We start from the raw sequence: 26,273 nt of genomic DNA, 5'->3' as shown, positions 1-26,273 counted from the left end.
CGCTCAGCACCTCTTCTTCCACGGGGAGACAACTGGCGGATTTCTGCTGTGTTCCAACAAAATCGAGAGCATTTTTTCGGAACTTTTCGACGGTCGCCGCATGATTGAAGCAGCTCGTCCCGCGCTCGCGTTGTGGTTTTATGAGCTGGCATAAAAGCAAAAACCCCCGCCGAAGCGGGGGCTTATGTCTATGCCTAGGTCGGTTAGGCGTCAGGCTGCGGTGCGGGCCTGAGCGAATGACAACAAGCGCTTGGTCTTCTCATCCCACAGATGCAAACGTGCATTGTCAAGGCTCTCGCGGATCGTCATCCGGTTCCCCTCTGCTAGCGCCGCGTGATCACGCAATACCTCAGGCAGACGGTAGAACGGGATACGGCTGTAGAGGTGGTGAACGTGATGAATGCCAATGTTAGCGCTCAACCACTGCAGCGGGCGCGGCAGGATATAATGCGACGAGCCGTGGAACGCAGCATCATGCAAATCCCATGTCTCGTTTTCCTCCCAATGAGTCGTCTCAAACTGGTGCTGGACGTAGAACAGCCACATGCCTGCCGTCGCCGCCAACAGTGTGCTGGGCACAAAAATCAGCAAGATCGGCATGATCCCACCAAAATAAAAGATCACCGCCAGCGCCCCGAGGATCGACAGGTTCGTGCCCATCGCGCTCATCCAATAGCGCGCCTTGGCCATCAACCCCAGCGGGATGCGGTTCTGCACGAAAAACAGATAGCTTGGCCCAAGACCAAACAGCACCACCGGGTTCCGATAAAGCCGATAGTGAAACCGCCCAAACACCCCAAGCGCGCGATATTCCGCAACGGTCAGAGTATGGATGTCCCCAATTCCTCGGCGCCCAAGGTTCCCAGCAGAGGAGTGGTGGATCGAATGCGTACGGCGCCAAACGTCATAGGGCGTGAGCGTCAAAACCCCTAATACCCGGCCAACCCAATCGCTGGTGCGTCGGCTGCTAAAGAACGCAGCATGACCACAATCGTGCTGGATCGCAAAGAGCCGCAGCAAAAAGCCCGCATTGACCAGCGAGATCGCCAGTGTCAGCCAGCCGCTGATCGACAACGCCCACCACGCCAGCGCCCAAAGTAGGACAAAGGGCCCAAGCGTGATCGCCAGTTCGAAACTGCTGCGCCAAGTGCTCGGCTCGCGGTAACGGGCCAACACACGCACCCAGTCGCGCGCGTTAGACACGTCCGCAGACGCGCCAGGGGAAGATTTTTCGTGAGACATAGAACTGCTTTTTATCGTTGCTCTATGCCTTGTAGAGGAAAGCGCGCAGCAAGCAACTTATCCGTTGACTATTAACGTCGGGTTTCGACGTCTGTGGCCGAAATTAGCCGGTAGGGCGACGCTTTGGCACACCCCGGCAATTGAACATGCCGCCCTCCCCTCCTAGGCTGCCGCATGAATTCGGCCAACCCACCTTTTCAAAACGACGCCGTAGCAGAAGTTTTCGCGTGTTTGCCCGCCGTGGCACGCGCGAGCCTGCTGGAAATACGGCAGCTTATTTTCGAAGTTGCAGAGACCGAAGGCGTCGGCCCTATCGAAGAAACTCTCAAATGGGGGCAACCAGCCTATCTTACTTCCCAAAGCAAATCGGGAACGTCCGTCCGGTTAGGTGCGCCGAAATTCGGCGGATATGCGCTCTATGTTCATTGCCAGACCACAGTCATTTCAGACGCGCGTACGGCGTTCGGGGATGCGTTCACCTATGAAGGGAACCGCGCAGTCCTGTTTGATGCACAGAGCTGCATCTCAAACACACCACTCGCGCTTTTGATTGCCAGCGCACTCACTTACCACCGCCGCAACAAAAAAGGCCCCCGCTAAGCGGAGGCCCTTTCCAGATCATTTACCGAAAGCTTACAGCCCGGTGGATACGTCGATTGTGTTGCCCTCTTCGAGCGTCACATAAGCCTTTTTCACGTCTTTACGGCGGCCCATCTGGCCCCGGAAACGCTTGACCTTGCCTTTGGTGATGGACGTGTTCACGGCCTTCACCTTGACGTTAAAGAGCGCCTCAACGGCCTCTTTGATCATTGGCTTGTTGCTCTCGATCGCCACTTCGAAAACGACAGCGTTCTGTTCGGACGCCATTGTTGCTTTCTCGGTGATGATCGGCTTGCGGATCACATCGTAATGTTCATGCTTGGCGCTCATTTCAGGCGTGCCTCCAATGCTTCGATCCCCGCTTTGGTGATCACCAGAGTGTCACGCTTGAGGATGTCATAGACGTTTGCGCCCATCGACGGCAGGATATCCAAACCTTCGATGTTGCGTGCAGCCTGTGCGAAGTTCTCGTTGACAGAAGCGCCATCGATGACCAGCGCGCGCTTCCAACCCAGGTTCGAAACCTGTTTGGCCAGAGCGGCTGTTTTGCCTTCAGATGTGGCTTCGTCGATGATGACCAAAGAACCGGCTTTTGCTTTGGCGGACAGCGCGTGGCGCAGACCCAGCTTGCGGAACTTCTTGGTCAGCTCGTGGCCGTGGCTACGCGGGGTCGGACCCTTGTAGATACCACCCTTACGGAAGATCGGCGCGTTACGGTCACCGTGGCGTGCGCCGCCGGTGCCTTTTTGGCGATAGATCTTCTTGGTCGAGTAGCTGGTCTCGGACCGTGTCTTGACCTTGTGCGTACCCTGCTGCGCGTTGTTACGCTGCCAGCGCACGACGCGGTGCAGGATGTCGGCACGCGGCTCAAGGCCGAACAGTGCTTCGTCCAGGTCTACGGACCCGGCCGTGCCACCGTCGAGTTTGATGACATCGAGTTTCATGCGTCACCTTCTTTCTTGTCAGCGTCGGCATCGGAATTGTCGGCATCCGAACCTTCAGCTGCGATTTCAGCTTCTGCGGCTTTCAGCGCTTCGGCTTCCTGTGCGGCTTGCTCTTCGGCCAAACGCTTGGCTTCGGCTTCTGCCTCTGCTGCGGCTGCGGCTGCTGCCTCTTCGGCGGCTTTCGCGGCTTCGTCAGCGGCGGATTTCAGAGCGGCGGGCAGAATCGCGTCTTCGGGGAACGGCTTTTTGACCGCATCCTTGACGGTGACCCAGCCACCTTTGGAGCCAGGAACGGCGCCTTTAACCATGATCAGGCCACGCGCGCTGTCTGTCTTAACGACTTCGAGGTTTTGCGTGGTAACACGGGCAGCGCCCATGTGACCGGCCATTTTCTTACCTTTGAAAACCTTGCCGGGATCCTGACACTGGCCTGTGGAGCCGTGCGAACGGTGGCTGATGGAAACACCGTGTGTCGCCCGCAGACCGCCGAAGTTGTGACGCTTCATCGCACCGGCAAAACCTTTACCGATCGAAGTGCCTGCAACGTCAACGTACTGACCCGCGAAGTAATGGTCCGCGATGATTTCCTCACCGACTTCCAACATCGCGTCCGCGTCAACGCGGAACTCAGCAACCTTGCGCTTGGGTTCCACTTTCGCTGCTGCGAAGTGGCCACGCATGGCTTGGCTTGTACGTTTGGCTTTCGCCGAACCGGCACCCAGCTGAACGGCGGTATAGCCGTCGCGGTCTGTGGTACGCTGTGCGACAACCTGAAGCTTGTCCAACTGAAGAACGGTCACAGGAATCTGCTTGCCGTCTTCCATGAACAGCCGGGTCATGCCGACTTTTTTTGCAATAACGCCTGAGCGCAACATATGATTACCCTCCCGGCTTACGATTGCAGCTTGATCTCGACGTCCACGCCAGCGGCGAGGTCGAGCTTCATCAGCGCGTCCACGGTCTGGGGGGTCGGATCAATGATATCCAGCAGACGCTTGTGCGTGCGGATTTCGAACTGGTCACGGGATTTCTTGTCAACGTGGGGACCACGAAGAACGGTGAATTTCTCGATTTTGTTCGGCAGCGGAATGGGTCCACGGACCGAAGCGCCTGTGCGCTTGGCGGTGCTGACGATTTCCTGTGTAGAAGAATCGAGCACCCGATAGTCAAACGCCTTCAGGCGAATGCGGATGTTCTGGCTTTGAGCGGCCATATGCATATCCCTTGTTTTGGGATTTCAACGGATTGGAGGAAGCAGGCTCATCCGGCCCCCTCATCGCGCCTTAGTATCAAATCAAACGGGGCGCGTCTGACGCACCCCGGTGATTGGCGTCCTATAGGGGGAATCGATGGCAGTGGCAAGCAGGTTCTAAAAACCCCCGTGTTTTTAGAACCTGTGCGCAAAGTCATGCCGCTTGCGGCGTGACAGCGCACACCGCCAGAGTTCAATCACGACCCAAAAGCTACCTTGGTTCTCAATCTTATGGAAGCTTCACAAAGCCCCCTCCCCCCAGAACGCAAAAGGCCGCAGCGAATGCTGCGGCCTTTCGGAAATCTTACAAGTCAGGCCCGAAGGCCCAGCCCATAATTACTCAGTGATCTTCGACACAACGCCGGCGCCAACTGTACGGCCACCTTCACGGATCGCGAAGCGCAGACCGTTTTCCATGGCGATCGGTGCGATCAGCTCAACGCCGAAGGACACGTTGTCACCGGGCATGACCATCTCGGTGCCTTCTGCCAGCTGAACGGTGCCAGTCACGTCAGTTGTACGGAAGTAGAACTGTGGACGGTAGTTCGCGAAGAACGGCGTGTGACGGCCACCTTCCTCTTTAGTGAGGATGTAAGCTTCGGCTTCGAACTTGGTGTGCGGGTTCACGGAACCGGGCTTGCAGAGAACCTGACCGCGCTCAACGCCATCACGCTCAACGCCACGCAGCAGCGCGCCGATGTTGTCGCCAGCTTCACCACGGTCCAGCAGCTTGCGGAACATTTCCACGCCGGTGCAGGTGGTTTTCTTGGTGTCGCGGATGCCGACGATTTCGATTTCGTCGCCAACGTTGATCACGCCACGCTCAACACGGCCAGTCACAACGGTACCACGACCAGAGATCGAGAACACGTCTTCGACGGGCATCAGGAACGGCTGGTCAACAGCACGCTCTGGTGTCGGGATGTAGTTGTCGACTTCTTCCATCAGCTTGCGGATAGCGTTCTCGCCGATGTTTTCGTCGCGGCCTTCCATCGCCGCCAGAGCGGAACCGGGCACGACGGGGATGTCGTCGCCGGGGTAGTCGTAGGAAGACAGCAGCTCGCGGATCTCCATCTCAACCAGCTCGAGCAGCTCTTCGTCGTCGACCTGGTCAACTTTGTTCATGAAGACGACCATGGCGGGGATGCCAACCTGACGGCCGAGCAGGATGTGCTCACGCGTCTGGGGCATCGGGCCGTCGGCCGCGTTCACAACCAAGATCGCGCCGTCCATCTGAGCGGCACCAGTGATCATGTTTTTCACATAGTCAGCGTGGCCGGGGCAGTCGACGTGGGCGTAGTGACGTGCTTCGGTCTCATACTCAACGTGCGCGGTCGAGATGGTGATGCCGCGGGCCTTTTCTTCGGGCGCGCCGTCGATCTGGTCGTACGCTTGGAAGTCACCGAAGTATTTGGTGATCGCCGCGGTCAGCGTGGTTTTACCGTGGTCAACGTGGCCGATTGTGCCGATGTTGACGTGTGGCTTGTTACGTTCAAACTTTGCCTTTGCCATGGTGTTGGCTCCTTTAGATGTTGGGTGGTGGGCTTAAAAACCCACCCTACAGATTGGGTAGGGCGGGGTTCACCCCGCCATCCCGGTTATGCAAATTTGGCCTGAATCTCGTCAGAGATGTTCTGCGGCACAGGCTCGTAGTGGTCGAACTGCATGGTGAAGTTCGCACGACCCGACGACATCGAACGCAGTGTGTTGATGTAGCCGAACATGTTCGCCAGCGGCACGAAGGCGTCGATCGCGATGGCATTGCCGCGCGTATCTTGACCCTGCACCTGACCACGACGGGACGTCAGGTCACCAATGATGCCACCGGTGTACTCTTCTGGTGTCACAACTTCGACCTTCATGATCGGTTCCAGCAGTTTCGCGCCAGCTTTCTTCATGCCTTCGCGCATACCCATACGGGCGGCGATTTCAAAGGCCAGAACGCTGGAGTCAACGTCGTGGAACTTACCGTCGATCAGAGCCACCTTGAAGTCGATGACCGGGAAGCCCGCCAGTGGACCGGAGTCCAGAACCGACTTGATCCCTTTTTCCACGCCCGGGATGTATTCCTTGGGAATGGCACCACCGACGATACGGCTCTCAAAGGAGTAACCTTCGCCCGGCTCGGTCGGCATCAAGATCATCTTAACTTCACCGAACTGACCCGAACCACCCGACTGCTTCTTGTGGGTGTAGGTGATTTCGGCTTCGCGGCTGATGGTCTCGCGGTAAGCCACCTGTGGCGCACCGATGTTCGCTTCAACTTTGAATTCGCGCTTCAGACGGTCCACCAGAATGTCGAGGTGAAGTTCGCCCATGCCCTTCATGATGGTCTGACCGGATTCCAGATCGGTTTCGACGCGGAAAGAGGGGTCTTCGGCGGCCAAACGGGCCAGACCTGCAGACATCTTTTCCTGGTCGGCCTTGGTCTTTGGCTCAACCGCGATCTCGATAACCGGATCGGGGAAGGTCATGGTTTCCAGAACCACCGGATCGTTGGCAGCACAAAGCGTGTCACCTGTGGTGGTGTCTTTCAGACCGGCAAGCGCGATGATGTCGCCCGCAAAGGCTTCTTCGATCTCTTCGCGGTTGATCGAGTGCATCATCATCATACGACCTACGCGCTCTTTCTTACCTTTGGTCGAGTTCAAGAGGGTATCGCCCTTCTTGAGCACGCCCGAATAAACGCGGGTGAATGTCAGCGAGCCAACAAAGGGGTCGTTCATGATTTTGAACGCAAGGCCAGAGAACGCCATTTCATCATCCGCACGGCGCGGGATGTTACGGGTTTCTGTCTCATCGCCCGGCTTGAAGCCCATGTAGTCGACAACGTCCAGCGGGCTGGGCAGATAGTCGATCACGGCGTTCAAGAGCGGCTGAACACCTTTGTTCTTGAAAGCGGAACCACAGAGAACGGGGATGAACTTGATCGCCAGCGTGCCCTTGCGGATCAGGTCGCGCAGGGTGTCGACGTCAGGCTCGGCGCCATCCATCAGGTAGTTTTCCATCGCCTCATCGTCCATCTCGACCGCGGTCTCGATGAGCTTGGCACGCCATTCGTCGGCGGACTCTTTCAGGCTGTCACGGATCTCGCGCTGTTCCCAGCCGGCACCCAGATCTTCGCCGGACCAGACCCATTCCTTCATTGTGACGAGGTCAACGAGACCTTCAAGCTCGTTCTCAGCGCCAATTGGGATCTGGATCGGAGCAGGTGTGGCACCTGTGCGGTCTTTGATCATCTTCACGCAGTTGAAGAAGTCAGCGCCGATTTTGTCCATCTTGTTGACGAACACAATGCGCGGAACTTTGTAGCGGTCAGCCTGACGCCACACGGTTTCGGTCTGCGGCTCAACACCAGCGTTCGCGTCAAGCACGGCAACCGCGCCGTCGAGAACGGCCAGCGAACGCTCAACTTCGATGGTGAAGTCAACGTGGCCGGGGGTGTCGATGATGTTCATCCGGAACTTGGTGTCGGACGTCGCATCGGCTGTGGGCTCTTCCTGGCGCTGCCAGAACGTGGTGGTCGCGGCGGATGTAATGGTGATCCCGCGTTCCTGCTCTTGCTCCATCCAGTCCATCGTTGCGGCGCCGTCATGCACCTCACCGATGTTGTGGCTTTTGCCGGTGTAGAACAGGATGCGTTCGGAACAGGTGGTTTTGCCGGCATCGATGTGAGCCATGATGCCGAAGTTGCGGTAGCGTTGGAGCGGATAGTCGCGTGCCATGGGGCTGCTTCCTCGAAAATATCAGTACGAACAGATCGCGCCCGAAACCGGGCGCGACGTTGAAATTACCAGCGGTAGTGGCTGAACGCTTTGTTGGCGTCGGCCATCTTGTGCGTATCTTCGCGCTTTTTAACGGCAGTACCACGGGACTGGACAGCGTCCATAAGCTCGCCTGCAAGACGCTCTTCCATGGTGTTTTCGTTACGGGCGCGCGCGGCTTTGATCAACCAGCGGATCGCCAGCGCCTGACGGCGCTCGGGGCGCACTTCGACTGGCACCTGATAAGTGGCACCACCAACGCGGCGCGAACGAACTTCGACGGACGGCTGGATGTTTTCAAGTGCTTCGTGGAACACCTCGATCGGGGCGCGCTTGATCTTGTCTTCGACGCGGGTCATCGCGTTGTAGACGATGCGCTCGGCGACAGATTTCTTACCGTCGATCATCAGGTTGTTCATGAATTTGGTGAGAACCAGATCGCCGTATTTGGCGTCTGGCAGGACTTCGCGTTTTTCAGCGGCGTGGCGGCGTGACATGTCAGTGTCTTCCTCTTGGCGGGTGGTGGGGCCAAGCCCCACCCAACATCGAATGGATTGGTGGGGGCATGCCCCACCACTGCGAGATTACTTCGGACGCTTCGCGCCGTACTTGGAGCGACGCTGCTTCCGGTCCTTGACACCTTGGGTATCGAGAACACCGCGCAGGATGTGGTAACGCACACCCGGAAGGTCTTTTACACGACCGCCGCGGATCAGAACCACGGAGTGTTCCTGAAGGTTGTGGCTCTCACCCGGGATGTAGGAGATGACTTCGAAACCATTGGTCAGGCGCACTTTGGCAACCTTACGCATGGCCGAGTTCGGCTTTTTGGGTGTTGTTGTGTAAACCCGTGTGCAGACGCCGCGCTTTTGCGGGCACTCCTGCAGGTGCATGGATTTCGAACGTTTGACTTTCGGCTGCCGCGGCTTGCGGATCAGCTGTTGGATCGTTGGCATTCCGGATATATCCCCGTATCGCTCAGATTTTGTACACGGGGGATCCCCCATGCGGCTAATTTCGGTTACTTCATGCGTCCACAAAGCAAAATGACCGCAACGTTCCCGTACCGAGGAAAACGACGCGGTGGGTTAACAGAGGATCGGGCCAGTAGTAGGCCGGATCGTGACCACTTCAGTAATGATGTCGGATTGGCAGAGCGGCCTCCGCCTCCGAGATAGCGGGCGTATAGAAGGTTGCGCGGGGGCTGTCAACAGCCCGGCCCTCGGAGGGCTGTCCAGAGCGGGCCGGGGCGGCCCCGGTTCCGAGCAACCCGCCGGTTCTGGCTCCGCCCCCTTGCCAGCAACAAAGCTCTGCCGTCATATTCATCAGAGACTTATCCTTGAGGGACAATATCATGCAAGCCATCGGCCTGTGCCGTTTTTCTTACCCTGCCCTTGGCGGATTTCAGGTCGGGCACGAGACCATCGAGGACCGGATCGCATACCTTTACGCGGAAACCCGGCTTGAAGAGCGCTTTCGATTGCTAGAGACGGTCGCCCTGCCCTGCCTCAAGGCGCAAACGGACCCAGATTTTTCAATGGTCTTCCTAATCGGAGACCAATTTCCCGCCCGGCATATCCAACGGCTCGAATCGCTTCTAACTGATCTTCCTCAGGCCATAATTCACCGCGAGCCCCCCCGACAGCATCGCGAAGTGATGAAAGAGGTGCTGAATGCCGCGCGGATAAACCCCAAGGAACCCTGCCTGCAATTTCGCTATGACGATGACGATGCGGTTTCAGTGGATTTCATCGCCCGCCTGCGCGGCACAGTCAACGACAGCGCGGGCCTGCTCCGCGGGCAACGTTCAGTCGCCTTTGATTGGCCCAAGGGCTATATCGCCGAATTTGGGCCAAACGGCATTCGCGCGGTAGAGGTTTTTCGCCCACTGAACGTTGCGGCATTGGCGATCTATGTCAAAGGCGGCAGCCCCCTGACCATAATGAACTTCGCGCATATGAAGCTGCCCCGGTTCATGCCCTACGTCAGCCTGCCTGACCCCGCGATGTTTGTGCGCAGCCACAACGGGTCAAACGATTCGCGGCAGGGGCTTGCGCATAAGGTACATGTCTCCCCACTCGATGCTGAGGGCGAAGCGCTCTTTCGGGAACGCTTTGCCATTGATGCGGATCAGATACGCCGGACTTTTGCCGCCTGAATTTTCAACTTTCGCTCGCGGTAGAGGGTAAAGACCCCGGTGGCGACAACGATGCCCGCGCCGATCAGGGTAAGCGTGCCCGGCCAATCGCCGAAAATAAACCACCCCAGCAACAGTGCCCAAAGCAACCCGGTGTAGCGAAACGGCGCGATGAACGCGACATCGCCGGTACGCATGACTTGGATCGAAAAGAAGTAACCGCCCAAGACAAACACCCCAGAGCCGCCGATCAGCAACGCCAGCGAAGGCGTCACTGGTGCCCAAGGTGCGCTGAGCGATGCTAGCCCCGCCGCCGTCATCACTGACAAGGCCGTGACCAGCGTCACAGTCATCGATGGCACCGACGCCGACAGCGCCCGCGTTGAGAGGTCGCGTACCGTTACGCAAAGCACGGCGATCAATACGTAGATAGACCAGATGTTAAAGCCCTCTGCCCCCGGTTTGACGATTAACAACACCCCGCAAAAACCGATGCCGATGGCGACCAACCGCCGCCAACCCACCGCCTGCCGCAACACCAAAGCTGCGGCCAGTGTGACCGAAAGCGGTACCACCTGAAGGATCGCTGTGACATTGGCCAAAGGCATGTTGAACAGCGCCGTGAGAAAGAAGTAAGCCGCTGCAATCTCTGCAACAGAGCGCAAGGCGATCACCCGCCAGTCCCGTGCCTCTAGCCGAAAATCGATGCGCCCTAACTGCCTGCTGAGGGCAAGGATCAAAACCGAAGTCGTCGCACCTCGAAGAAACAGCAATTGGAACAGCGGCAGCGCACCGTCGGTCATTTTCAGCAGCGTGTCGTTAAACGTGAAACATGCCATCGAGGCGATCATCAGCAATGCGCCGATGGTATTGGGGGACATGAAGGCGCTCCGGGAAAATGGGTGCGGCTTATATCGGTGCCGCTGTCCAATGACTGGCAGCGGGCACTAGGGCTGTCAAGAACGGTGGCTTGCGCCCATCGTCTGCGCGTTGACCAGTACGACAGTTGACGGATCGGTCAGCAACTGCCCGGTCTTACTGGTTCGACGCCTGCGTCATCGGTTGTTGCTGACTGGCAAGCAGGTGCCGGACCGTGCTGCGAAGTTGTCCCGGGTCGACAGGTTTCTGCATCACGGTGGCTTCCAGATCGCGGAAGGCGTCATAGACCTCAAGGTCGCGGGTACGCCCGCTTAGGAAAATAATCGGCGTTCCCGCGATGGCCGGATTCTGGCCAAACCGATGTACCAGCTCCATCCCCCCCATATCAGGCATCGAGATATCGCTGATGATAAGATCGGGTTTCAGGTCATCGACCACCGCCAGCGCATCGCGGGCGTTTAGGCAAGAAACAAAGGTCAAAGAGCGATCGTCGGAAAAGATCATCTTTACCAATTCCAGAATGATCGGATCATCGTCGATATGTAAAATGCGGGATGCCATCTGAAGAACCTTGCGACGGTTGAGCTGCCCCCGTCGTATTTCGGCTATGTGGCGGATGTAAGGCTAGCGCGACAGAAACCAAGCAATCTGGCAGCCACTGTGCCTTAGGAGCCGCGGCGCAATTGAGGAAACAAGAAAGCCCCCGCAGCTTTCACTGCGGGGGCAACTAATTTTCAGGTTAAACCTGCGATCAATCGCGGCTTTCGTCGTCACCCGCTGGCGTGTTGAACACATCGCCACCAACGACGTCGTCCTGCGCAGAAGCGGTCGGAGCGGCCAGAGCGGCTGCCGCCTCGGCTTCTTCGCGGCGCGCTTCGATCACAACGTTGTCGCGGTCTGTCGCCACTTTGCGCATCTGCTGGGTCGCCCCACCAGTACCCGCCGGGATCAAACGGCCGACGATGACGTTCTCTTTCAGGCCAACCAGCTTGTCCCGCTTGCCCTGAACCGAAGCTTCGGTCAGCACGCGCGTTGTTTCCTGGAAGGACGCCGCAGAGATGAAGCTGCGGGTCTGCAGCGACGCCTTGGTGATGCCCAGCAGGATCGGTTCGCCCTTGGCAGGACGGCCACCCTTCTTCAGCGCCTTCTCATTGGCGGTGTCGAACTCCTGCTTGTCGACGTGTTCGCCCTTGAGCAGCGTGGTGTCGCCGCTTTCTTGGATTTCCCACTTCTGCAGCATCTGACGCACGATGACTTCGATGTGTTTGTCGTTAATCTTCACACCCTGCAGGCGGTAAACGTCCTGCACTTCGTCAATCATGTATTCGGCCAAGGCTTCGACGCCCATGATCGCCAGAATGTCGTGCGGCGCGGGGTTGCCATCCATGATGTAGTCACCCTTCTGCACGAAGTCGCCTTCGGCAACGGGGATGTGTTTCCCCTTGGGCACCATGTATTCAACCTTCACGTCCGGATCATCCGAGCTTTCGATCGCGATGCGGCGTTTGTTTTTGTAGTCCTTGCCGAAGCGCACATAGCCGTCGATTTCCGCGATGATGGCGTGGTCTTTGGGGCGACGTGCCTCAAAGAGTTCGGCCACACGGGGCAGACCACCGGTAATGTCCTTGGTCTTGGCACCTTCACGCGGGATACGCGCGATGATGTCACCCGCTTGGATTTCGGTCTGATCCTCAACGGACAGAACGGCATCCACGGACATTGGATAGGTCACCGGGTTGCCCGCATCGTTGCGGACCGGCTCGCCATCGTCACCAACCAGAATGATCTCGGGCTTAAGCTCGTTGCCTTTGGGGGCCGCGCGCCAGTCGATCACGATCTTCTGGGTCATGCCTGTCGCGTCATCGGTGTCATCTTTGACAGCGATGCCCGACACCAGGTCGACGTATTTGGTCATACCCGGTTTTTCAGCAATGATCGGCAGCGTGTAGGGATCCCATTCAAACAGCTTGTCGCCGCGCGCAATGGTATCGCCATCCTTAACGAAGAGCTTAGTACCGTAGCCCACTTTGTGGCTGGACCGCTCATCACCGCTTTCGTCGACGATCGACAGCTTCATGTTCCGGCCCATGACGAGGATCTCGCCCGAGCTGTTTTCCAACGTCTGAGCGTTTTCGAACACAATTTTGCCGGACTGGCTGGCCTCTTGGAAGGACTGCTGGCCACCCTGAGCAACACCGCCGATGTGGAACGTCCGCATCGTCAGCTGTGTACCCGGTTCACCAATCGACTGGGCCGCGATGATGCCGACGGCCTCACCTTGGTTCACCAGCGTACCGCGTGCAAGGTCACGACCATAGCACATGGCACAGACGCCTTCTTCGGCCTCACATGTCAGCGGGCTACGGATACGGGCAACCTGAACGGCCGCCGCATCAATCGCATCGGCCATCCGCTCGTCGATCAGACCACCGGCAGGCACGATCACTTCATCGGTGCCCGGTGCCAGAATGTCATCTGCTGCAACACGGCCCAGCAGACGCTCGGCCAGCGAGGAAACGACTTCGCCATCGTTCACAGCCGCTTCGGCAGTGATCGCGGTTTCGGTGCCACAGTCGTGCATACGCACGATACAGTCCTGCGCCACGTCCACCAAACGGCGTGTCAGGTAACCGGAGTTCGCTGTTTTCAGAGCGGTATCCGACAAACCTTTCCGTGCACCGTGGGTCGAGTTGAAGTACTCGAGAACGGTCAAACCTTCTTTAAAGTTCGAGATGATCGGCGTCTCGATGATGTCGCCGTTCGGCTTCGCCATCAGACCGCGCATCCCGCCCAGCTGCTTCATCTGAGTAACCGAACCACGCGCACCGGAGTGGGCCATCATGTAAACCGAGTTCGGCTCCTTTTCGGACCCATTCTCGTGATACGTGGTGGCCGAGATGGAGCCCATCATCGCGTCGGTGACCTTGTCGTTACACTTCGACCATGCATCGACGACTTTGTTGTACTTTTCGCCCTGAGTGATCAGGCCGTCCATATACTGCTGTTCAAAGTCCTTCACCTGCTCGCGGGTCTCTTCAACCAGCGGCCATTTGGTGTCGGGGATCAGCATGTCGTCTTTGCCGAAGGAAATACCCGCTTTGAAAGCTTCGCGGAAACCCATGGTCATGATCTGGTCACAGAAGATAACCGACTCCTTCTGACCGCAATAACGGTAGACGGTGTCGATGACCTGCTGCACTTCTTTCTTCCGCAGCAGACGGTTGACCAAGTCAAACGGCGCTTTCGCGTTCAACGGCAGCAGCGCGCCGAGACGCACACGACCGGGGGTCGTGTCGAAGCGCATCATCACTTCGTTGCCTTCGGCGTCGATCTGTTTGATCCGGGCTTTGATTTTGGTGTGCAGGTGAACCGCACCGGCGTCGAGGGCGTGCTGTACCTCATCCACGGAACCAAACACCATGCCTTCGCCAACCATGCCTTCACGCTCAAGGGTCGTGTAGTAGAGACCCAAGATCATATCCTGCGACGGCACGATGATCGGTGCGCCGTTGGCGGGCGACAGAACGTTGTTCGTGGACATCATCAGAACACGCGCTTCCAACTGGGCTTCCAGTGAGAGCGGCACGTGAACGGCCATCTGGTCACCATCAAAGTCAGCGTTAAAGGCCGAGCAGACCAGCGGGTGAAGCTGAATCGCTTTGCCTTCAATCAGGACGGGTTCGAACGCCTGAATGCCAAGACGGTGAAGCGTCGGCGCGCGGTTAAGCATGACGGGGTGTTCACGGATCACCTCATCCAGAATGTCCCAAACCTCGGGACGCTCTTTTTCAACCAGCTTTTTCGCCTGCTTCACGGTGGAGGACAGACCTTTGGCCTCAAGCCGCGAGTAGATGAACGGCTTGAACAGTTCGAGCGCCATCTTCTTGGGCAGACCACATTGGTGCAGCTTCAGCTCGGGGCCGGTCACAATGACCGAACGGCCCGAGAAGTCGACGCGCTTACCCAAAAGGTTCTGACGGAAGCGACCCTGCTTGCCTTTCAGCATGTCCGAGAGCGACTTCAGCGGGCGCTTGTTGGCACCGGTGATGACGCGGCCACGGCGGCCGTTGTCGAACAGAGCGTCGACCGATTCCTGCAACATCCGCTTTTCGTTACGAACGATGATGTCAGGCGCACGCAGCTCAATGAGACGCTTCAAACGGTTGTTCCGGTTGATCACGCGGCGGTACAGGTCGTTCAGGTCGGACGTCGCGAAACGGCCCCCATCCAGCGGCACCAGCGGGCGCAGTTCTGGTGGGATCACCGGGATCACGGTCATGACCATCCACTCAGGCCGGTTGCCCGACTCAAGGAACGACTCAACCACTTTCAGACGCTTGATAATCTTCTTGGGCTTCAGCTCGCCTGTCGCCTCTTTCAGATCGGCGCGCAGGGTCTCGGCTTCGGCTTCCAGATCAATGGCGGCCAGCATTTCACGGATCGCTTCAGCACCGATGTTGGCGGTGAAAGCGTCCATGCCATAGGCGTCTTGGGCGTCCATGTACTCTTCTTCGGTCATCATCTGACCGTATTGAAGATCGGTAAGGCCCGGCTCGATCACAACGTAGTTCTCAAAGTAGAGAACCCGCTCCAGATCACGCAGGGTCATGTCCAGCATCAGGCCGATGCGCGAGGGCAGCGACTTGAGGAACCAGATATGCGCGACGGGCGACGCCAGTTCGATGTGGCCCATGCGCTCACGGCGGACCTTTTGCAGCGTCACTTCGACACCACATTTCTCGCAGACAACGCCGCGATACTTCATCCGCTTATATTTGCCGCAAAGGCATTCGTAGTCTTTGATCGGGCCAAAGATACGCGCGCAGAAGAGGCCGTCACGCTCGGGCTTGAACGTCCGGTAGTTGATGGTTTCCGGTTTTTTGATCTCACCGAAGGACCAGCTGAGGATCCGCTCTGGCGAGGCCAAAGAGACCTTGATTTCGTCAAACGCTTTTTGTGGCGTCAGCGGGTTGAAAGGGTTGTTTGTCAGTTCCTGGTTCATTTTCAGATCCTTGAAAGGGGTGCGTTGGGAGGGAGGGGTGCCGTTTTCTTTGAAAGAAAACGGCGCAGAATTTTCAAAAAATCCCGTTTACCGCCTCACTCATCCTCCTCCGCATCCAGGAGTTCCATATTCAGGCCGAGGCCGCGCACTTCCTTGACGAGAACGTTAAAGCTCTCTGGAATGCCCGCTTCGAAGTTATCCTCGCCCTTAACGATGCTTTCATAGACCTTGGTCCGGCCCGCGACGTCGTCCGACTTGACGGTCAGCATTTCCTGCAATGTGTAGGCGGCGCCGTAAGCTTCGAGAGCCCAGACTTCCATCTCACCAAAGCGCTGGCCACCGAACTGTGCCTTACCACCCAGCGGCTGCTGCGTGACAAGCGAGTACGGCCCTGTCGAACGTGCGTGGATTTTGTCGTCCACCAGGTGGTGCAGCTTGAGCAGGTACTTGACGCCGACGGTCACGGGGCGGGCAAACTGCTCACCTGTACGACCATCAAACAGCACCGACTGACCAGAGGTGTCGAACCCGGCCCGCTTGAGGCTGTCGTTCACGTCCGCCTCCTTGGCACCGTCAAAGACCGGCGTGGCGATTGGCACACCGCGGCGGACGTTGCCCGCAGCTTCGAGCAGCGTGTCTTCGTCCATGCCGCTGATGCCTTCTTCGTAGACATCATCGCCATAGGCCAAGCTCAGCGCTTCGCGAACGGGTGTCAGGTCGCCCGAACGGCGGTACTCTTGCAGCGCCTCGTCGACATTCAGGCCCAGACCACGTGCGGCCCAACCCATATGTGTCTCAAGGATCTGACCGACGTTCATCCGCGATGGAACACCCAGAGGGTTAAGACAGAAGTCGACCGGGGTACCATCGGCGAGGAACGGCATGTCCTCCATCGGCACCACTTTCGAGATCACACCTTTGTTCCCGTGACGACCGGCCATCTTGTCGCCCGGCTGCAGCTTACGCTTCACCGCGACGAAGACTTTAACCATCTTCATCACACCCGGGGGCAGATCGTCACCACGACGTACTTTCTCGACCTTGTCCTCGAAACGTGCATCCAAGGTCCGTTTCTGGATCTCATACTGCTCGTTCAGGGCTTCGACGATCTTCGCGTCATCCTCGTCCTCAAGGGCCAGCTGCCACCACTGACCACGGGTCAGGGTTTCCAGCAGTTCCTCGGTGATCTGGCTGTTCGCTTTCACGCCTTTGGGGCCTTTGACAGCGATTTTGCCGAGGATCATGTCCTTGAGACGCGCATAGATGTTGCGGTCGAGGATCGCCAGCTCGTCGTCCCGGTCACGGGCCAGACGTTCGACTTCCTCACGCTCGATCTGCAGCGCACGCTCGTCTTTCTCGACGCCGTGACGGTTGAAGACACGCACTTCGACAACGGTGCCGAAATCGCCCGGCTTCACACGCAACGAGGTGTCACGCACGTCAGAGGCTTTCTCACCGAAAATGGCGCGCAGAAGTTTTTCTTCCGGCGTCATCGGGCTCTCGCCCTTGGGTGTGATCTTGCCCACAAGGATGTCGCCCGGCTCTACGTCCGCACCGATATAAACGATACCGGCTTCGTCGAGGTTGCGCAGAGCTTCCTCGCCGACGTTGGGGATGTCGCGGGTGATCTCTTCTGGCCCAAGCTTCGTGTCACGCGCGGCGACTTCGAATTCTTCGATGTGGATCGAAGTGAAGACGTCGTCACGGGAAATCCGCTCGGAGATCAGGATGGAGTCTTCGTAGTTGTAGCCATTCCACGGCATGAAGGCGACGACGACGTTCTTGCCGAGCGCCAGTTCCCCCATATCGGTGGATGGACCATCCGCGATGACCTGTCCCTTAGTGACCTTCTCTCCGACTTTCACCAGCGGACGCTGGTTGATGCAGGTGTTCTGGTTCGAGCGCTGGAATTTACGCATGCGGTAGATGTCCACACCCGCGTCGCCCAGCTCAAGGTCTTCAGTGGCCCGGATCACGATACGGGAGGCATCGACTTGGTCGATAATACCCGCGCGACGTGCCGTGTAGGCCGCCCCGGAATCGCGCGCCACGACTTCTTCGATGCCGGTGCCGACGAGCGGCGCCTCAGCTTGCAGAAGCGGAACCGCCTGACGTTGCATGTTCGAGCCCATGAGAGCGCGGTTGGCGTCGTCGTTTTCGAGGAACGGGATCAGCGATGCAGCGACCGAGACCAACTGCTTGGGCGAAACGTCAATCAGGTCCACGTTTTCCGTCGGCGCCAACGTGTAGTCGCCGGACTGACGGGTCGAGACCAGTTCGTTCACGAACTTCATGTTCTCGTCGAGGTTGGCGTTCGCCTGAGCCACGGTGTGGCGCATTTCCTCGGTCGCGGACATGTAATGCACTTCGTCGGTGACGGTGCTGTCTTTGACAACGCGGTAAGGCGTTTCGATGAAGCCGTATTTGTTCACGCGGGCAAAAGTGGCCAGCGAGTTGATCAGACCAATATTCGGCCCTTCCGGCGTTTCAATCGGGCACATCCGACCATAGTGGGTTGGGTGAACGTCGCGCACTTCAAAGCCCGCACGCTCACGTGTCAAACCGCCCGGCCCAAGCGCCGAGAGGCGACGTTTGTGCGTCACTTCGGAGAGCGGGTTGGTTTGGTCCATGAACTGCGACAGCTGCGAGGAGCCAAAGAATTCACGCACCGCAGCCGCGGCTGGCTTGGCGTTGATCAGGTCTTGCGGCATCACGGTGTCGATCTCGACGGAGGACATCCGCTCTTTGATCGCGCGCTCCATGCGCAGCAGGCCAACGCGGTACTGGTTTTCCATCAGTTCGCCGACGGAGCGCACACGACGGTTGCCGAGGTGGTCAATGTCGTCGATGTCGCCACGGCCATCGCGCAGGTCAACCAGTGCTTTGATACAAGCAACGATATCGTCACGGTCCAGCGTGCGCTGTGTATCCGGCTTTTCAAGCGCAAGACGCATGTTCATTTTCACGCGGCCAACAGCCGAGAGGTCATAGCGTTCGCTATCAAAGAACAACGTGTCGAAGAGCGCAGACGCGGCCTCAACGGTGGGCGGCTCGCCCGGACGCATGACGCGGTAGATGTCCATGAGCGCGGTGTCGCGGTTCATGTTCTTGTCCATCGCCATGGTGTTGCGCATGTAGGGGCCGACGTTGACGTTGTCGATGTCCAGCAGCGGAATCTCGGTGATGCCCGCGTCGATCAGCTCTTTCGCGGTGCCGCCGATCAGGGTGCCGTCCTTGTCGTATTCCAGCGTCAACTCGTCACCGGCTTCGACGTAGATCGCACCGGTTTCTTCGTTGATGATGTCACGCGCAACGAACTTGCCAACGATGTGATCGAAAGGCAGCAACAGGTCTTTGACCTTGCCTTCGTCGAGCAGCTTTTTAACCGCGCGAGGCGTGACCTTTTTGGTCGCTTCGAACAGGATTTCACCTGTCGCAGCATCTACCAGATCATAGGTCGGACGGGTACCACGAACGCGGTCGGGGAAGAAGGGTGCAACCCAGCCCTTGTTCTTTTCAAGCGTGTAGGTGACCGTCTTGTAGTAGGCGTTCATGATCGCCTCTTGGTCCAGCCCGAGGGCATAGAGCAAGGTCGTCACGGGCAGTTTGCGGCGGCGGTCGATGCGCGCATAGACGTTGTCTTTGGCGTCGAATTCGAAGTCCAGCCAGGAACCGCGGTAGGGGATGATGCGGCAAGCGAAGAGGAGCTTACCCGAAGAGTGGGTTTTGCCCTTGTCGTGGTCAAAGAACACGCCCGGGGAGCGGTGCATCTGGGATACGATCACACGCTCGGTGCCGTTGACGACAAAAGTGCCGTTCGGCGTCATCAGAGGCATATCGCCCATGAACACGTCTTGTTCTTTGATGTCTTTGACCGACTTCGCGCCGGTATCTTCGTCCACATCAAACACGATGAGGCGCAGCGTCACCTTGAGCGGCGCGCTGTAGGTCATGTCACGCTGCTGACATTCCTCAACATCGTACTTCGGTTTTTCAAGCTCGTACTTGACGTATTCAAGCACGGAGGTCTCATTGAAATCTTTGATCGGGAAAACCGACTGGAAAACGCCTGTGATACCTTCACCATCGGTGGGGGTCTCGGCGTCGCCGGAATTCAAAAACAGATCGTAAGAGGATTTCTGAACCTCAATGAGGTTCGGCATCTCCAGCACTTCGCGGATTTTGCCGTAATATTTACGCAGACGTTTCTGGCCAAGGAAGGATTGTGCCATGTGTCGTGTCACCTTTCGTGTCTCTTGCCGAGCGCATCAACCACCGGGGCCGTGGTGCGCGCCCATAAGAGCGGAAAATCCGGGTCAATTCTTGGAATGCGTCCCACTGCATCCCTTCCGACCATGGACCTCTCCAGAGAAATACTCCGCTACGCGGAACATTCGTCAAAACAGGTCAGGCTGGACAGGAAAACTCCCGTCCAGCCCTTGTTCATGCGTGGTGCGCGAAAACACGCACCTCTGGCTTAGGCCAGCTCGACTTCGGCGCCAGCTGCTTCCAGCTTGCCTTTGATGTCTTCGGCTTCGGCTTTGTCGACGCCTTCTTTGATCTTGCCACCGGCTTCGACCAGGTCTTTGGCTTCTTTCAGGCCGAGACCTGTGATGCCGCGGACTTCCTTGATCACGTTGATCTTGGATGCGCCGGCGTTCTTCAGAACGACGTCGAATTCGGTCTTTTCTTCTTCGGCAGCGCCGCCATCAGCAGGACCAGCCATCATCACTGCGCCGCCAGCGGCGGGCTCGATGCCGTACTCGTCTTTCAGGATGGTTTTCAGTTCTTGTGCTTCAAGCAGAGTCAGACCAACGATGTCTTCTGCCAGTTTTTTCAGATCAGCCATGTTTAGCTCTTTCCGTTACGATATGTGTGTTCCAACGCGCGTGTTCAACCCGAGCGCCGGCTTGACGATATGCCTTACGCAGCCGCCTTGTCCTCGATCGTGGACAAGATGGATGCGATGTTGCTTGCAGGTGCGCCAATGGCCCCGGCGATGTTCGAAGCAGGTGCGCCGAGCATGCCCGCGATGGTGGAGATAAGCTCCTCCCGCGAAGGCATTTTCGACACGGCTTCGACACCAGCGGCGTCCAACGCGTTCTCACCCATGGAACCACCGAGGATCACCAGCTTTGGGTTTTCCTTGGAGAATTCCTGAGCAACCTTGGCCGCAGCCACAGGATCCTCAGAATAGGTCAGAACGGTCATACCCGTCAGAAGGTCAGCGATGCTTTCGCATGGCTTGCCCTCAAGGGCGATCTTGGCGAGCCTGTTTTTGGCAACACGCACGGCCCCACCGGCAGCGCGTGCGCGCGCCCGAAGGTCCTGCATTTCGGCAACTGTCAAACCGACGTAGTGGCTAACCACAACGACGCCAGAGCTTTCAAAGATCTGGCCGAGTTCGTCGACCAGCTGTTCTTTTTGTGCTCTATCCACAGTTTCACTCCAAATTTGGGGGTTGCCCCCCGGCTCAGTTCAGGATGCGATCTTCTGCATCCCATTCGGGTCCAATGTCAGGGTCCCGGCCAAAACCACCCGAGGGCAGAATTTTTCCGGTTTCCCATCTCAGGAAGGAATTATTCAAGCCATGGCCCAAACCCTCCGTCTCGGACAGACGCGCGGACCGATCTTCTGGTCCTTGCGTATCTGACGGCCGAAGCCGCCAAATCTCGGGTCGTAAGGTGGGAGGCTGGCCCCCACCCCACTGGATCACTCGGCGGTTGCGTTCTCGACAGCGACCGACACGCCCGGGCCCATTGTGGAGCTCAGGTTGATCTTTTTCATATATGTGCCTTTGGCACCGGCGGGCTTGGCTTTGGACACCGCGCCAACGAAGGCACGGATGTTTTCGGCCAGCTTGGCTTCGTCGAAGGACAGTTTGCCAACGCCTGCGTGGACGACACCGCCCTTTTCGGCTTTGAACTGAACTTCACCGCCCTTGGCCGCTTTCACGGCGTCGGCGACGTCCATGGTCACGGTGCCAACCTTGGGGTTCGGCATCAGGTTACGGGGGCCAAGCACTTTACCCAGACGGCCAACGATCGGCATCATGTCGGGTGTCGCGATGCAACGATCAAAGTCGATCTTGCCGGACTGCACGGTTTCCATCAGGTCTTCTGCACCAACGATATCTGCGCCAGCCTTTTCGGCTTCTTCAGCTTTCGCGCCACGGGCGAAGACAGCAACGCGCATGGTTTTGCCGGTGCCGTTGGGCAGGCCGACAACACCGCGGACCATCTGGTCTGCGTGGCGTGGGTCAACACCGAGGTTCATTGCGATCTCGATGGTTTCGTCGAACTTCGCGTTTGCGTTTGCTTTGATGAGGCTTACCGCTTCTTCAACGGTGATCTCTTCTTTGCCAGCAAAGGCTTCACGGGCGGCGCGGGTGCGTTTTCCAAGTTTTGCCATCTTACTTCACCTCGATGCCCATGGACCGGGCAGAGCCCAGAATGATTTTCATCGCCGCTTCCACGTCGTTCGCGGACAGGTCGGCGGCTTTTGCTTCTGCGATCTCGCGCAGCTGCTTGGTGGTCACGGTGCCGACGGTTTCACGCGACGGCGTTTTTGCGCCAGAGTTCACCTTGGCAGCTTTTTTCAGGTAGTAGGACGCCGGGGGCGTCTTGATGTCCATGGTGAAGGACTTGTCCTGATAGTAGCTGATCACGGTCGGGCAAGGCGCGCCCGGCTCCATGTCTGCGGTCTTGGCGTTGAACGCCTTGCAGAATTCCATGATGTTAATGCCGCGCTGACCGAGAGCCGGACCAACGGGCGGGGACGGGTTTGCTTGACCCGCTTTAACTTGTAACTTCATCGTACCGACGAGTTTCTTGGCCATCTGACCATTCTCCTTTCAACACCCTTGGGGCGCGCCCCGCAGGATCTTCGTTGCGTGGTCCGAGCCTAGGCGCCGCGGCGCCCGACCCTCCCACAGTGACCGACACCCTTGGGGCACCGGGGTGGCGGGGCAACCCCCGCCGCGCACTCAGACCTGTTTGTTGACCTGAGTGAATTCCAGTTCGACCGGGGTCTCCCGACCAAAGATCGAGACCGACACCTTTAGGCGCTGATTCTCGTCATCGACCTCTTCGATCATGCCGTCGAAGTCCTCGAACGGACCGTCGGCAACCTTGACCTTTTCGCCGACCTCAAAGTGGATCAGCGTGCGTGGGGCTTCTTCGCCTTCCTGCACACGACCCAAGATCGCTTGCACTTCGGCATCGCGCATCGGCATCGGGCGGCCTTGCGGCCCCAAGAAGCCGGTGACGCGGTTGATCGAGTTGATCAGGTGATAGCCCGCGTCGGACATTTCCATATGCACCAGCACATAGCCGGGCATGAAGCGACGCTCGGTTGTCACCTTCTTGCCGCGCCGGACCTCAATCACCTCTTCGGTGGGCACCAGCACTTCGTCAATCTGGTCTTCAAGTTCCTGCTCAGCCACGGATGCGCGGATCTGCTCGGCGATCTTCTTTTCGAAGTTCGACAGGACACTGACCGAATACCACCGTTTTGCCATCTGAACTCTGGTCCCTGTCTTGCCATGCGGGCTGCCCCGGCATGTAAATTCGTCAATCACACGGAGCCTCGGCCCCGCAACATCTGAACAAAAAATCGGCGCGCAACTCGAATCGCCGCACGCCCCTTTTCAGGTCAGGTCTGCGCAATAGCTCGCGCAGACGCAGGTTTCAAGGGTGTAAAGATAAATTCACCCGAGCGGGCGATGCTTAGCCGAACATCCCAAGGATCTGCTGCAAGCCGCCGCGGATCAGAATGTCGACAATCGCAAAGAAAACAGCCGTCAGCGCGGCAAGGATAAAGACCATCACAGTGGTCAGCATCACTTCGCGCTTGGTCGGCCAAACAACCTTGGCAACTTCGGTACGAACCTGCTGGATGAACTGAAGCGGATTGGTGGTGGCCATGACATCTTTCCTTGTTGCCCGATTGGGCGGATGTAACGGGTCCGCCCCCCAGTTTCAAGACACCATCGCGCACCGCTCAAGCTTCGGAGTTGCGCAGACTGTCAAACCGGCGATCGAGGGCTTCGTCATGGCGGGCGTCAGCCGCGGCGATCTCCCCAAAGTCCGGCAGATAGAGCCCATCGACCGTGCCTTCGGGGAAGCGGTCAAGCACTGCATCCCATTTCATCGCAAAGGCATCCAGCCGCGCGCGTATACGGGCCGCCCGTTCGGGCCGGCGCCCAGTATACCAACGCCCAAGCGCCATCGCACGCTGCCAAAACCCGTCATAACCAAGGGCGAGGAAGACACCCAACGTAACGAATACCGTCAGGAGGATGAGGCCAAGCATTAGCAAAGGACGCAGAACAACCAGCAAAGCGAGCGCCCCAAGGATGATAACCCACGGCGACGGGCGCGACTTGGAAAGCTTCAATGCGACGCGCTTACCTGATTTTTTCTTGGTGGTCTTAGGTTCTGACAAATCAGGAAAGGCCCTTCGCCGGGCAGAACGCGGCTTAACCGCCGGCTTCTGTGACATTGCAGTAGGAGCAACTTTTCTATCCGTTGCCGACCTCTCAACTTCAGCCTCCTGATCACCCTTAACCAAGTTGCGGATTGCCGACATCGATGCCGCATCTAAATCCGGCATTTCCTGTGGCTCTGAATTGTCAATCTGGGTCTTCATTTCAGTCTCTCTACGCAGTTGCGAAAGAGTTACTGAAAATTTGCGCCGTAGATTGGACCGAAAGTTGACGGATGTTGGGCATCGACGGCAACTATACCGCCTCACAAAGCAAAACCGCCGCTGCTCTATGAGCTGCGGCGGTTTTGTTTAATTTTGATCATCGTTGAGAGATACTGATTTGAGGACCTTATTAGGTTTGGCGATGACCTACTCTCCCACGTCTTAAGACGCAGTACCATCGGCGCTACGGCACTTAACGGCTGGGTTCGGGATGGGACCAGGTGTTTTGCTCGCGCTATGATCACCAAACCAAATAAAGTCCTCAAGCGCTCTGCTTTTAAGAGGGACGGCGGGAGGTAGGGTATCTGTGGGATACCTGTTCCTGCGCTGTCACCACTGAAGTGCTGAGCGTTGTTTGTTCCAAGTCATGTACAACTGATTGTATGTGTATGCTTTTGATTGATAAGTTGAAGTCTTGCTTCTACTGGATCAAATCAAGCCTATCGAGCAATTAGTACCAGTCAACTGAACGTGTTACCACGCTTACATCTCTGGCCTATCGACGAGGTGGTCTACCTCGGCTCTCAGGGATACCTTGTTTTGAGGGGGGCTTCCCGCTTAGATGCCTTCAGCGGTTATCCTGTCCGATCATAGCTACCCAGCACTGCTATTGGCATAACAACTGGTCCACCAGTGGATCGTTCACCCCGGTCCTCTCGTACTAGGGGCAACTCCTCTCAAGTATCCTACACCCACGGAAGATAGGGACCGAACTGTCTCACGACGTTCTAAACCCAGCTCACGTACCTCTTTAAACGGCGAACAGCCGTACCCTTGGGACCTGCTCCAGCCCCAGGATGAGATGAGCCGACATCGAGGTGCCAAACACTGCCGTCGATATGGACTCTTGGGCAGTATCAGCCTGTTATCCCCGGCGTACCTTTTATCCGTTGAGCGATGGCCCTCCCACTTGGGACCACCGGATCACTATGGCCGTCTTTCGACTCTGCTCGACTTGTCAGTCTCGCAGTCAGGCTGGCTTCTGCCATTGCACTCAACGAGCGATTTCCGACCGCTCTGAGCCAACCTTCGCGCGCCTCCGTTACGATTTAGGAGGCGACCGCCCCAGTCAAACTACCCGCCACACAGGGTCCCGGAACCGGATAACGGTCCGCGGTTAGACATCAAGCAGAACAAGGGTGGTATCTCAAGGGAGGCTCCACCGAGACTGGCGTCTCGGTTTCAAAGCCCACCACCTATCCTGCACATGTTCGGCCTAATGCCAGTGTGAAGCTGTAGTAAAGGTGCACGGGGTCTTTCCGTCTAACCGCGGGTAACCGGCATCTTGACCGGTAATTCAATTTCGCTGAGTCTATGTTGGAGACAGCGGGGAAGTCGTTACGCCATTCGTGCAGGTCGGAACTTACCCGACAAGGAATTTCGCTACCTTAGGACCGTTATAGTTACGGCCGCCGTTTACCTGGGCTTCAATTCAGAGCTCTCACCCCTCCTTTTAACCTTCAGGCACCGGGCAGGCGTCAGACCCTATACGTCGTCTTACGACTTCGCAGAGCCCTGTGTTTTTAATAAACAGTCGCCACCCCCTGGTTTGTGCCCCCAGCCTCTAGTTGCCTAGAAACCGGGCCTCCTTCTCGCGAACTTACGGAGGTATTTTGCCGAGTTCCTTCAACATAGTTCTCTCAAGCGCCTTGGTATTCTCTACCTGTCCACCTGTGTCGGTTTAGGGTACGATCTAGCGATGGAGCTATTTCCAGGGACCTCTAAGCAGCCCATTCAATCCGAT

General features: G+C 57.6%; 22 protein-coding genes and 2 rRNA genes (1 of these 24 running past the window's edge). 2 read left to right on the top strand and 22 right to left on the bottom strand.

The genetic code is table 11. The features are described from left to right. Positions 1 to 210: 210 nt before the first annotated feature. Positions 211 to 1,242: a fatty acid desaturase gene (locus DSM110093_RS02760; RefSeq protein ID WP_243266595.1), complete on the bottom strand. Its 1,032-nt coding sequence runs from the start codon at positions 1,240 to 1,242 to the stop codon at positions 211 to 213. Positions 1,243 to 1,416: 174 nt separating this feature from the next. On the opposite strand from DSM110093_RS02760, the gene DSM110093_RS02755 reads away from it, so the two are divergent. Further along, positions 1,417 to 1,842, top strand: coding sequence for a DUF1801 domain-containing protein (locus DSM110093_RS02755; protein WP_243266594.1), 426 nt, complete (start codon positions 1,417 to 1,419; stop codon positions 1,840 to 1,842). Positions 1,843 to 1,875: 33 nt separating this feature from the next. Here the strand turns inward: DSM110093_RS02755 and DSM110093_RS02750 are convergent, their stop codons facing one another. The 8 genes from DSM110093_RS02750 to rpsL form a co-directional block, all read right to left on the bottom strand. Continuing rightward, positions 1,876 to 2,172 carry a 50S ribosomal protein L23 gene (locus DSM110093_RS02750; protein ID WP_007118833.1) on the bottom strand — a complete coding sequence of 99 codons (297 nt, stop codon included), beginning with the start codon at positions 2,170 to 2,172 and terminating at the stop codon, positions 1,876 to 1,878. Beyond that, positions 2,169 to 2,786, bottom strand: a complete 618-nt coding sequence (rplD, locus tag DSM110093_RS02745) for a 50S ribosomal protein L4 (RefSeq protein ID WP_243266593.1) — start codon at positions 2,784 to 2,786, stop codon at positions 2,169 to 2,171. Before rplD ends, DSM110093_RS02750 begins: the two co-directional genes overlap by 4 nt. Further along, positions 2,783 to 3,661 carry a 50S ribosomal protein L3 gene (rplC, locus tag DSM110093_RS02740; protein ID WP_243266592.1) on the bottom strand — a complete coding sequence of 293 codons (879 nt, stop codon included), beginning with the start codon at positions 3,659 to 3,661 and terminating at the stop codon, positions 2,783 to 2,785. The genes rplD and rplC overlap by 4 nt, the downstream gene beginning before the upstream one ends. Before the next feature lie 17 nt (positions 3,662 to 3,678). Further along, positions 3,679 to 3,999 (bottom strand): 30S ribosomal protein S10, encoded by a 321-nt coding sequence (gene rpsJ, locus DSM110093_RS02735; protein ID WP_007118830.1) that lies wholly within the window; start codon positions 3,997 to 3,999, stop codon positions 3,679 to 3,681. Positions 4,000 to 4,374: 375 nt separating this feature from the next. Further along, positions 4,375 to 5,550, bottom strand: coding sequence for an elongation factor Tu (tuf, locus tag DSM110093_RS02730; RefSeq protein WP_067622157.1), 1,176 nt, complete (start codon positions 5,548 to 5,550; stop codon positions 4,375 to 4,377). Positions 5,551 to 5,636: 86 nt separating this feature from the next. Then, positions 5,637 to 7,763: an elongation factor G gene (gene fusA, locus DSM110093_RS02725; protein WP_243266591.1), complete on the bottom strand. Its 2,127-nt coding sequence runs from the start codon at positions 7,761 to 7,763 to the stop codon at positions 5,637 to 5,639. A gap of 65 nt (positions 7,764 to 7,828) precedes the next feature. Further along, a complete protein-coding gene (gene rpsG / locus DSM110093_RS02720; protein ID WP_007118827.1) occupies positions 7,829 to 8,299 on the bottom strand; it encodes a 30S ribosomal protein S7 in 471 nt (156 codons plus the stop codon). Between the two features lie 87 nt (positions 8,300 to 8,386). After that, positions 8,387 to 8,758: a 30S ribosomal protein S12 gene (gene rpsL, locus DSM110093_RS02715; protein WP_007118826.1), complete on the bottom strand. Its 372-nt coding sequence runs from the start codon at positions 8,756 to 8,758 to the stop codon at positions 8,387 to 8,389. Between the two features lie 398 nt (positions 8,759 to 9,156). Between rpsL and DSM110093_RS02710 the strand changes: the two genes are divergently transcribed. Beyond that, a complete protein-coding gene (locus DSM110093_RS02710) occupies positions 9,157 to 9,960 on the top strand; it encodes a putative rhamnosyl transferase (RefSeq protein WP_243266590.1) in 804 nt (267 codons plus the stop codon). On the opposite strand, the gene DSM110093_RS02705 is transcribed toward DSM110093_RS02710, so the two are convergent. The 13 genes from DSM110093_RS02705 to DSM110093_RS02645 all read right to left on the bottom strand — a co-directional run. Further along, entirely contained in the window at positions 9,933 to 10,820 is an 888-nt protein-coding gene (locus DSM110093_RS02705) for a DMT family transporter (protein ID WP_243266589.1), read from the bottom strand. The two genes, DSM110093_RS02710 and DSM110093_RS02705, sit on opposite strands and share 28 nt — an antisense overlap. A 154-nt stretch (positions 10,821 to 10,974) precedes the next feature. Next, the gene (locus DSM110093_RS02700) at positions 10,975 to 11,379 is read right to left on the bottom strand and encodes a response regulator (protein WP_243266588.1); all 405 of its coding nucleotides are present in this window, start codon (positions 11,377 to 11,379) and stop codon (positions 10,975 to 10,977) included. 190 nt (positions 11,380 to 11,569) lie between these two features. Next, positions 11,570 to 15,820 carry a DNA-directed RNA polymerase subunit beta' gene (gene rpoC, locus DSM110093_RS02695; RefSeq protein WP_243266587.1) on the bottom strand — a complete coding sequence of 1,417 codons (4,251 nt, stop codon included), beginning with the start codon at positions 15,818 to 15,820 and terminating at the stop codon, positions 11,570 to 11,572. Between the two features lie 95 nt (positions 15,821 to 15,915). Continuing rightward, entirely contained in the window at positions 15,916 to 20,052 is a 4,137-nt protein-coding gene (rpoB, locus tag DSM110093_RS02690; RefSeq protein WP_243266586.1) for a DNA-directed RNA polymerase subunit beta, read from the bottom strand. A 245-nt stretch (positions 20,053 to 20,297) separates the two neighbouring features. Further along, positions 20,298 to 20,669, bottom strand: a complete 372-nt coding sequence (rplL, locus tag DSM110093_RS02685; protein WP_067622135.1) for a 50S ribosomal protein L7/L12 — start codon at positions 20,667 to 20,669, stop codon at positions 20,298 to 20,300. Between the two features lie 74 nt (positions 20,670 to 20,743). After that, the gene (gene rplJ / locus DSM110093_RS02680; protein WP_007118819.1) at positions 20,744 to 21,259 is read right to left on the bottom strand and encodes a 50S ribosomal protein L10; all 516 of its coding nucleotides are present in this window, start codon (positions 21,257 to 21,259) and stop codon (positions 20,744 to 20,746) included. A 273-nt stretch (positions 21,260 to 21,532) separates the two neighbouring features. Beyond that, complete coding sequence (rplA, locus tag DSM110093_RS02675) at positions 21,533 to 22,231, bottom strand: 50S ribosomal protein L1 (protein ID WP_067622131.1); 699 nt, start codon at positions 22,229 to 22,231, stop codon at positions 21,533 to 21,535. Between the two features lies 1 nt (position 22,232). Further along, on the bottom strand, positions 22,233 to 22,658 hold the full coding sequence (gene rplK, locus DSM110093_RS02670) for a 50S ribosomal protein L11 (RefSeq protein ID WP_067622128.1): 426 nt from the start codon (positions 22,656 to 22,658) through the stop codon (positions 22,233 to 22,235). A 147-nt stretch (positions 22,659 to 22,805) separates the two neighbouring features. After that, positions 22,806 to 23,339, bottom strand: coding sequence for a transcription termination/antitermination protein NusG (gene nusG, locus DSM110093_RS02665; protein ID WP_067264099.1), 534 nt, complete (start codon positions 23,337 to 23,339; stop codon positions 22,806 to 22,808). Between the two features lie 208 nt (positions 23,340 to 23,547). Further along, positions 23,548 to 23,745: a preprotein translocase subunit SecE gene (secE, locus tag DSM110093_RS02660; protein ID WP_007118815.1), complete on the bottom strand. Its 198-nt coding sequence runs from the start codon at positions 23,743 to 23,745 to the stop codon at positions 23,548 to 23,550. 76 nt (positions 23,746 to 23,821) lie between these two features. After that, the gene (locus tag DSM110093_RS02655) at positions 23,822 to 24,217 is read right to left on the bottom strand and encodes a hypothetical protein (protein WP_243266585.1); all 396 of its coding nucleotides are present in this window, start codon (positions 24,215 to 24,217) and stop codon (positions 23,822 to 23,824) included. Between the two features lie 446 nt (positions 24,218 to 24,663). Continuing rightward, positions 24,664 to 24,778 (bottom strand): 5S ribosomal RNA (gene rrf, locus DSM110093_RS02650). Between the two features lie 181 nt (positions 24,779 to 24,959). Beyond that, positions 24,960 to 26,273 (bottom strand): 23S ribosomal RNA (locus DSM110093_RS02645); it runs 1,520 nt beyond the window's last position.

The organism is Sulfitobacter sp. DSM 110093, assembly GCF_022788715.1.
Lineage (GTDB): Bacteria > Pseudomonadota > Alphaproteobacteria > Rhodobacterales > Rhodobacteraceae > Sulfitobacter.
This window is presented reverse-complemented; position numbering and strand designations above follow the sequence as displayed.

Excerpts from the sequence above, each read along its gene's own strand:
- DSM110093_RS02760 (WP_243266595.1), bottom strand. The coding sequence starts at position 1,242 with ATGTCTCACGAAAAATCTTCCCCTGGCGCGTCTGCGGACGTGTCTAAC.
- DSM110093_RS02755 (WP_243266594.1), top strand. The coding sequence starts at position 1,417 with ATGAATTCGGCCAACCCACCTTTTCAAAACGACGCCGTAGCAGAAGTT.
- DSM110093_RS02750 (WP_007118833.1), bottom strand. The coding sequence starts at position 2,172 with ATGAGCGCCAAGCATGAACATTACGATGTGATCCGCAAGCCGATCATC.
- rplD (WP_243266593.1), bottom strand. The coding sequence starts at position 2,786 with ATGAAACTCGATGTCATCAAACTCGACGGTGGCACGGCCGGGTCCGTA.
- rplC (WP_243266592.1), bottom strand. The coding sequence starts at position 3,661 with ATGTTGCGCTCAGGCGTTATTGCAAAAAAAGTCGGCATGACCCGGCTG.
- rpsJ (WP_007118830.1), bottom strand. The coding sequence starts at position 3,999 with ATGGCCGCTCAAAGCCAGAACATCCGCATTCGCCTGAAGGCGTTTGAC.
- tuf (WP_067622157.1), bottom strand. The coding sequence starts at position 5,550 with ATGGCAAAGGCAAAGTTTGAACGTAACAAGCCACACGTCAACATCGGC.
- fusA (WP_243266591.1), bottom strand. The coding sequence starts at position 7,763 with ATGGCACGCGACTATCCGCTCCAACGCTACCGCAACTTCGGCATCATG.
- rpsG (WP_007118827.1), bottom strand. The coding sequence starts at position 8,299 with ATGTCACGCCGCCACGCCGCTGAAAAACGCGAAGTCCTGCCAGACGCC.
- rpsL (WP_007118826.1), bottom strand. The coding sequence starts at position 8,758 with ATGCCAACGATCCAACAGCTGATCCGCAAGCCGCGGCAGCCGAAAGTC.
- DSM110093_RS02710 (WP_243266590.1), top strand. The coding sequence starts at position 9,157 with ATGCAAGCCATCGGCCTGTGCCGTTTTTCTTACCCTGCCCTTGGCGGA.
- DSM110093_RS02705 (WP_243266589.1), bottom strand. The coding sequence starts at position 10,820 with ATGTCCCCCAATACCATCGGCGCATTGCTGATGATCGCCTCGATGGCA.
- DSM110093_RS02700 (WP_243266588.1), bottom strand. The coding sequence starts at position 11,379 with ATGGCATCCCGCATTTTACATATCGACGATGATCCGATCATTCTGGAA.
- rpoC (WP_243266587.1), bottom strand. The coding sequence starts at position 15,820 with ATGAACCAGGAACTGACAAACAACCCTTTCAACCCGCTGACGCCACAA.
- rpoB (WP_243266586.1), bottom strand. The coding sequence starts at position 20,052 with ATGGCACAATCCTTCCTTGGCCAGAAACGTCTGCGTAAATATTACGGC.
- rplL (WP_067622135.1), bottom strand. The coding sequence starts at position 20,669 with ATGGCTGATCTGAAAAAACTGGCAGAAGACATCGTTGGTCTGACTCTG.
- rplA (WP_067622131.1), bottom strand. The coding sequence starts at position 22,231 with ATGGCAAAACTTGGAAAACGCACCCGCGCCGCCCGTGAAGCCTTTGCT.
- rplK (WP_067622128.1), bottom strand. The coding sequence starts at position 22,658 with ATGGCCAAGAAACTCGTCGGTACGATGAAGTTACAAGTTAAAGCGGGT.
- nusG (WP_067264099.1), bottom strand. The coding sequence starts at position 23,339 with ATGGCAAAACGGTGGTATTCGGTCAGTGTCCTGTCGAACTTCGAAAAG.
- secE (WP_007118815.1), bottom strand. The coding sequence starts at position 23,745 with ATGGCCACCACCAATCCGCTTCAGTTCATCCAGCAGGTTCGTACCGAA.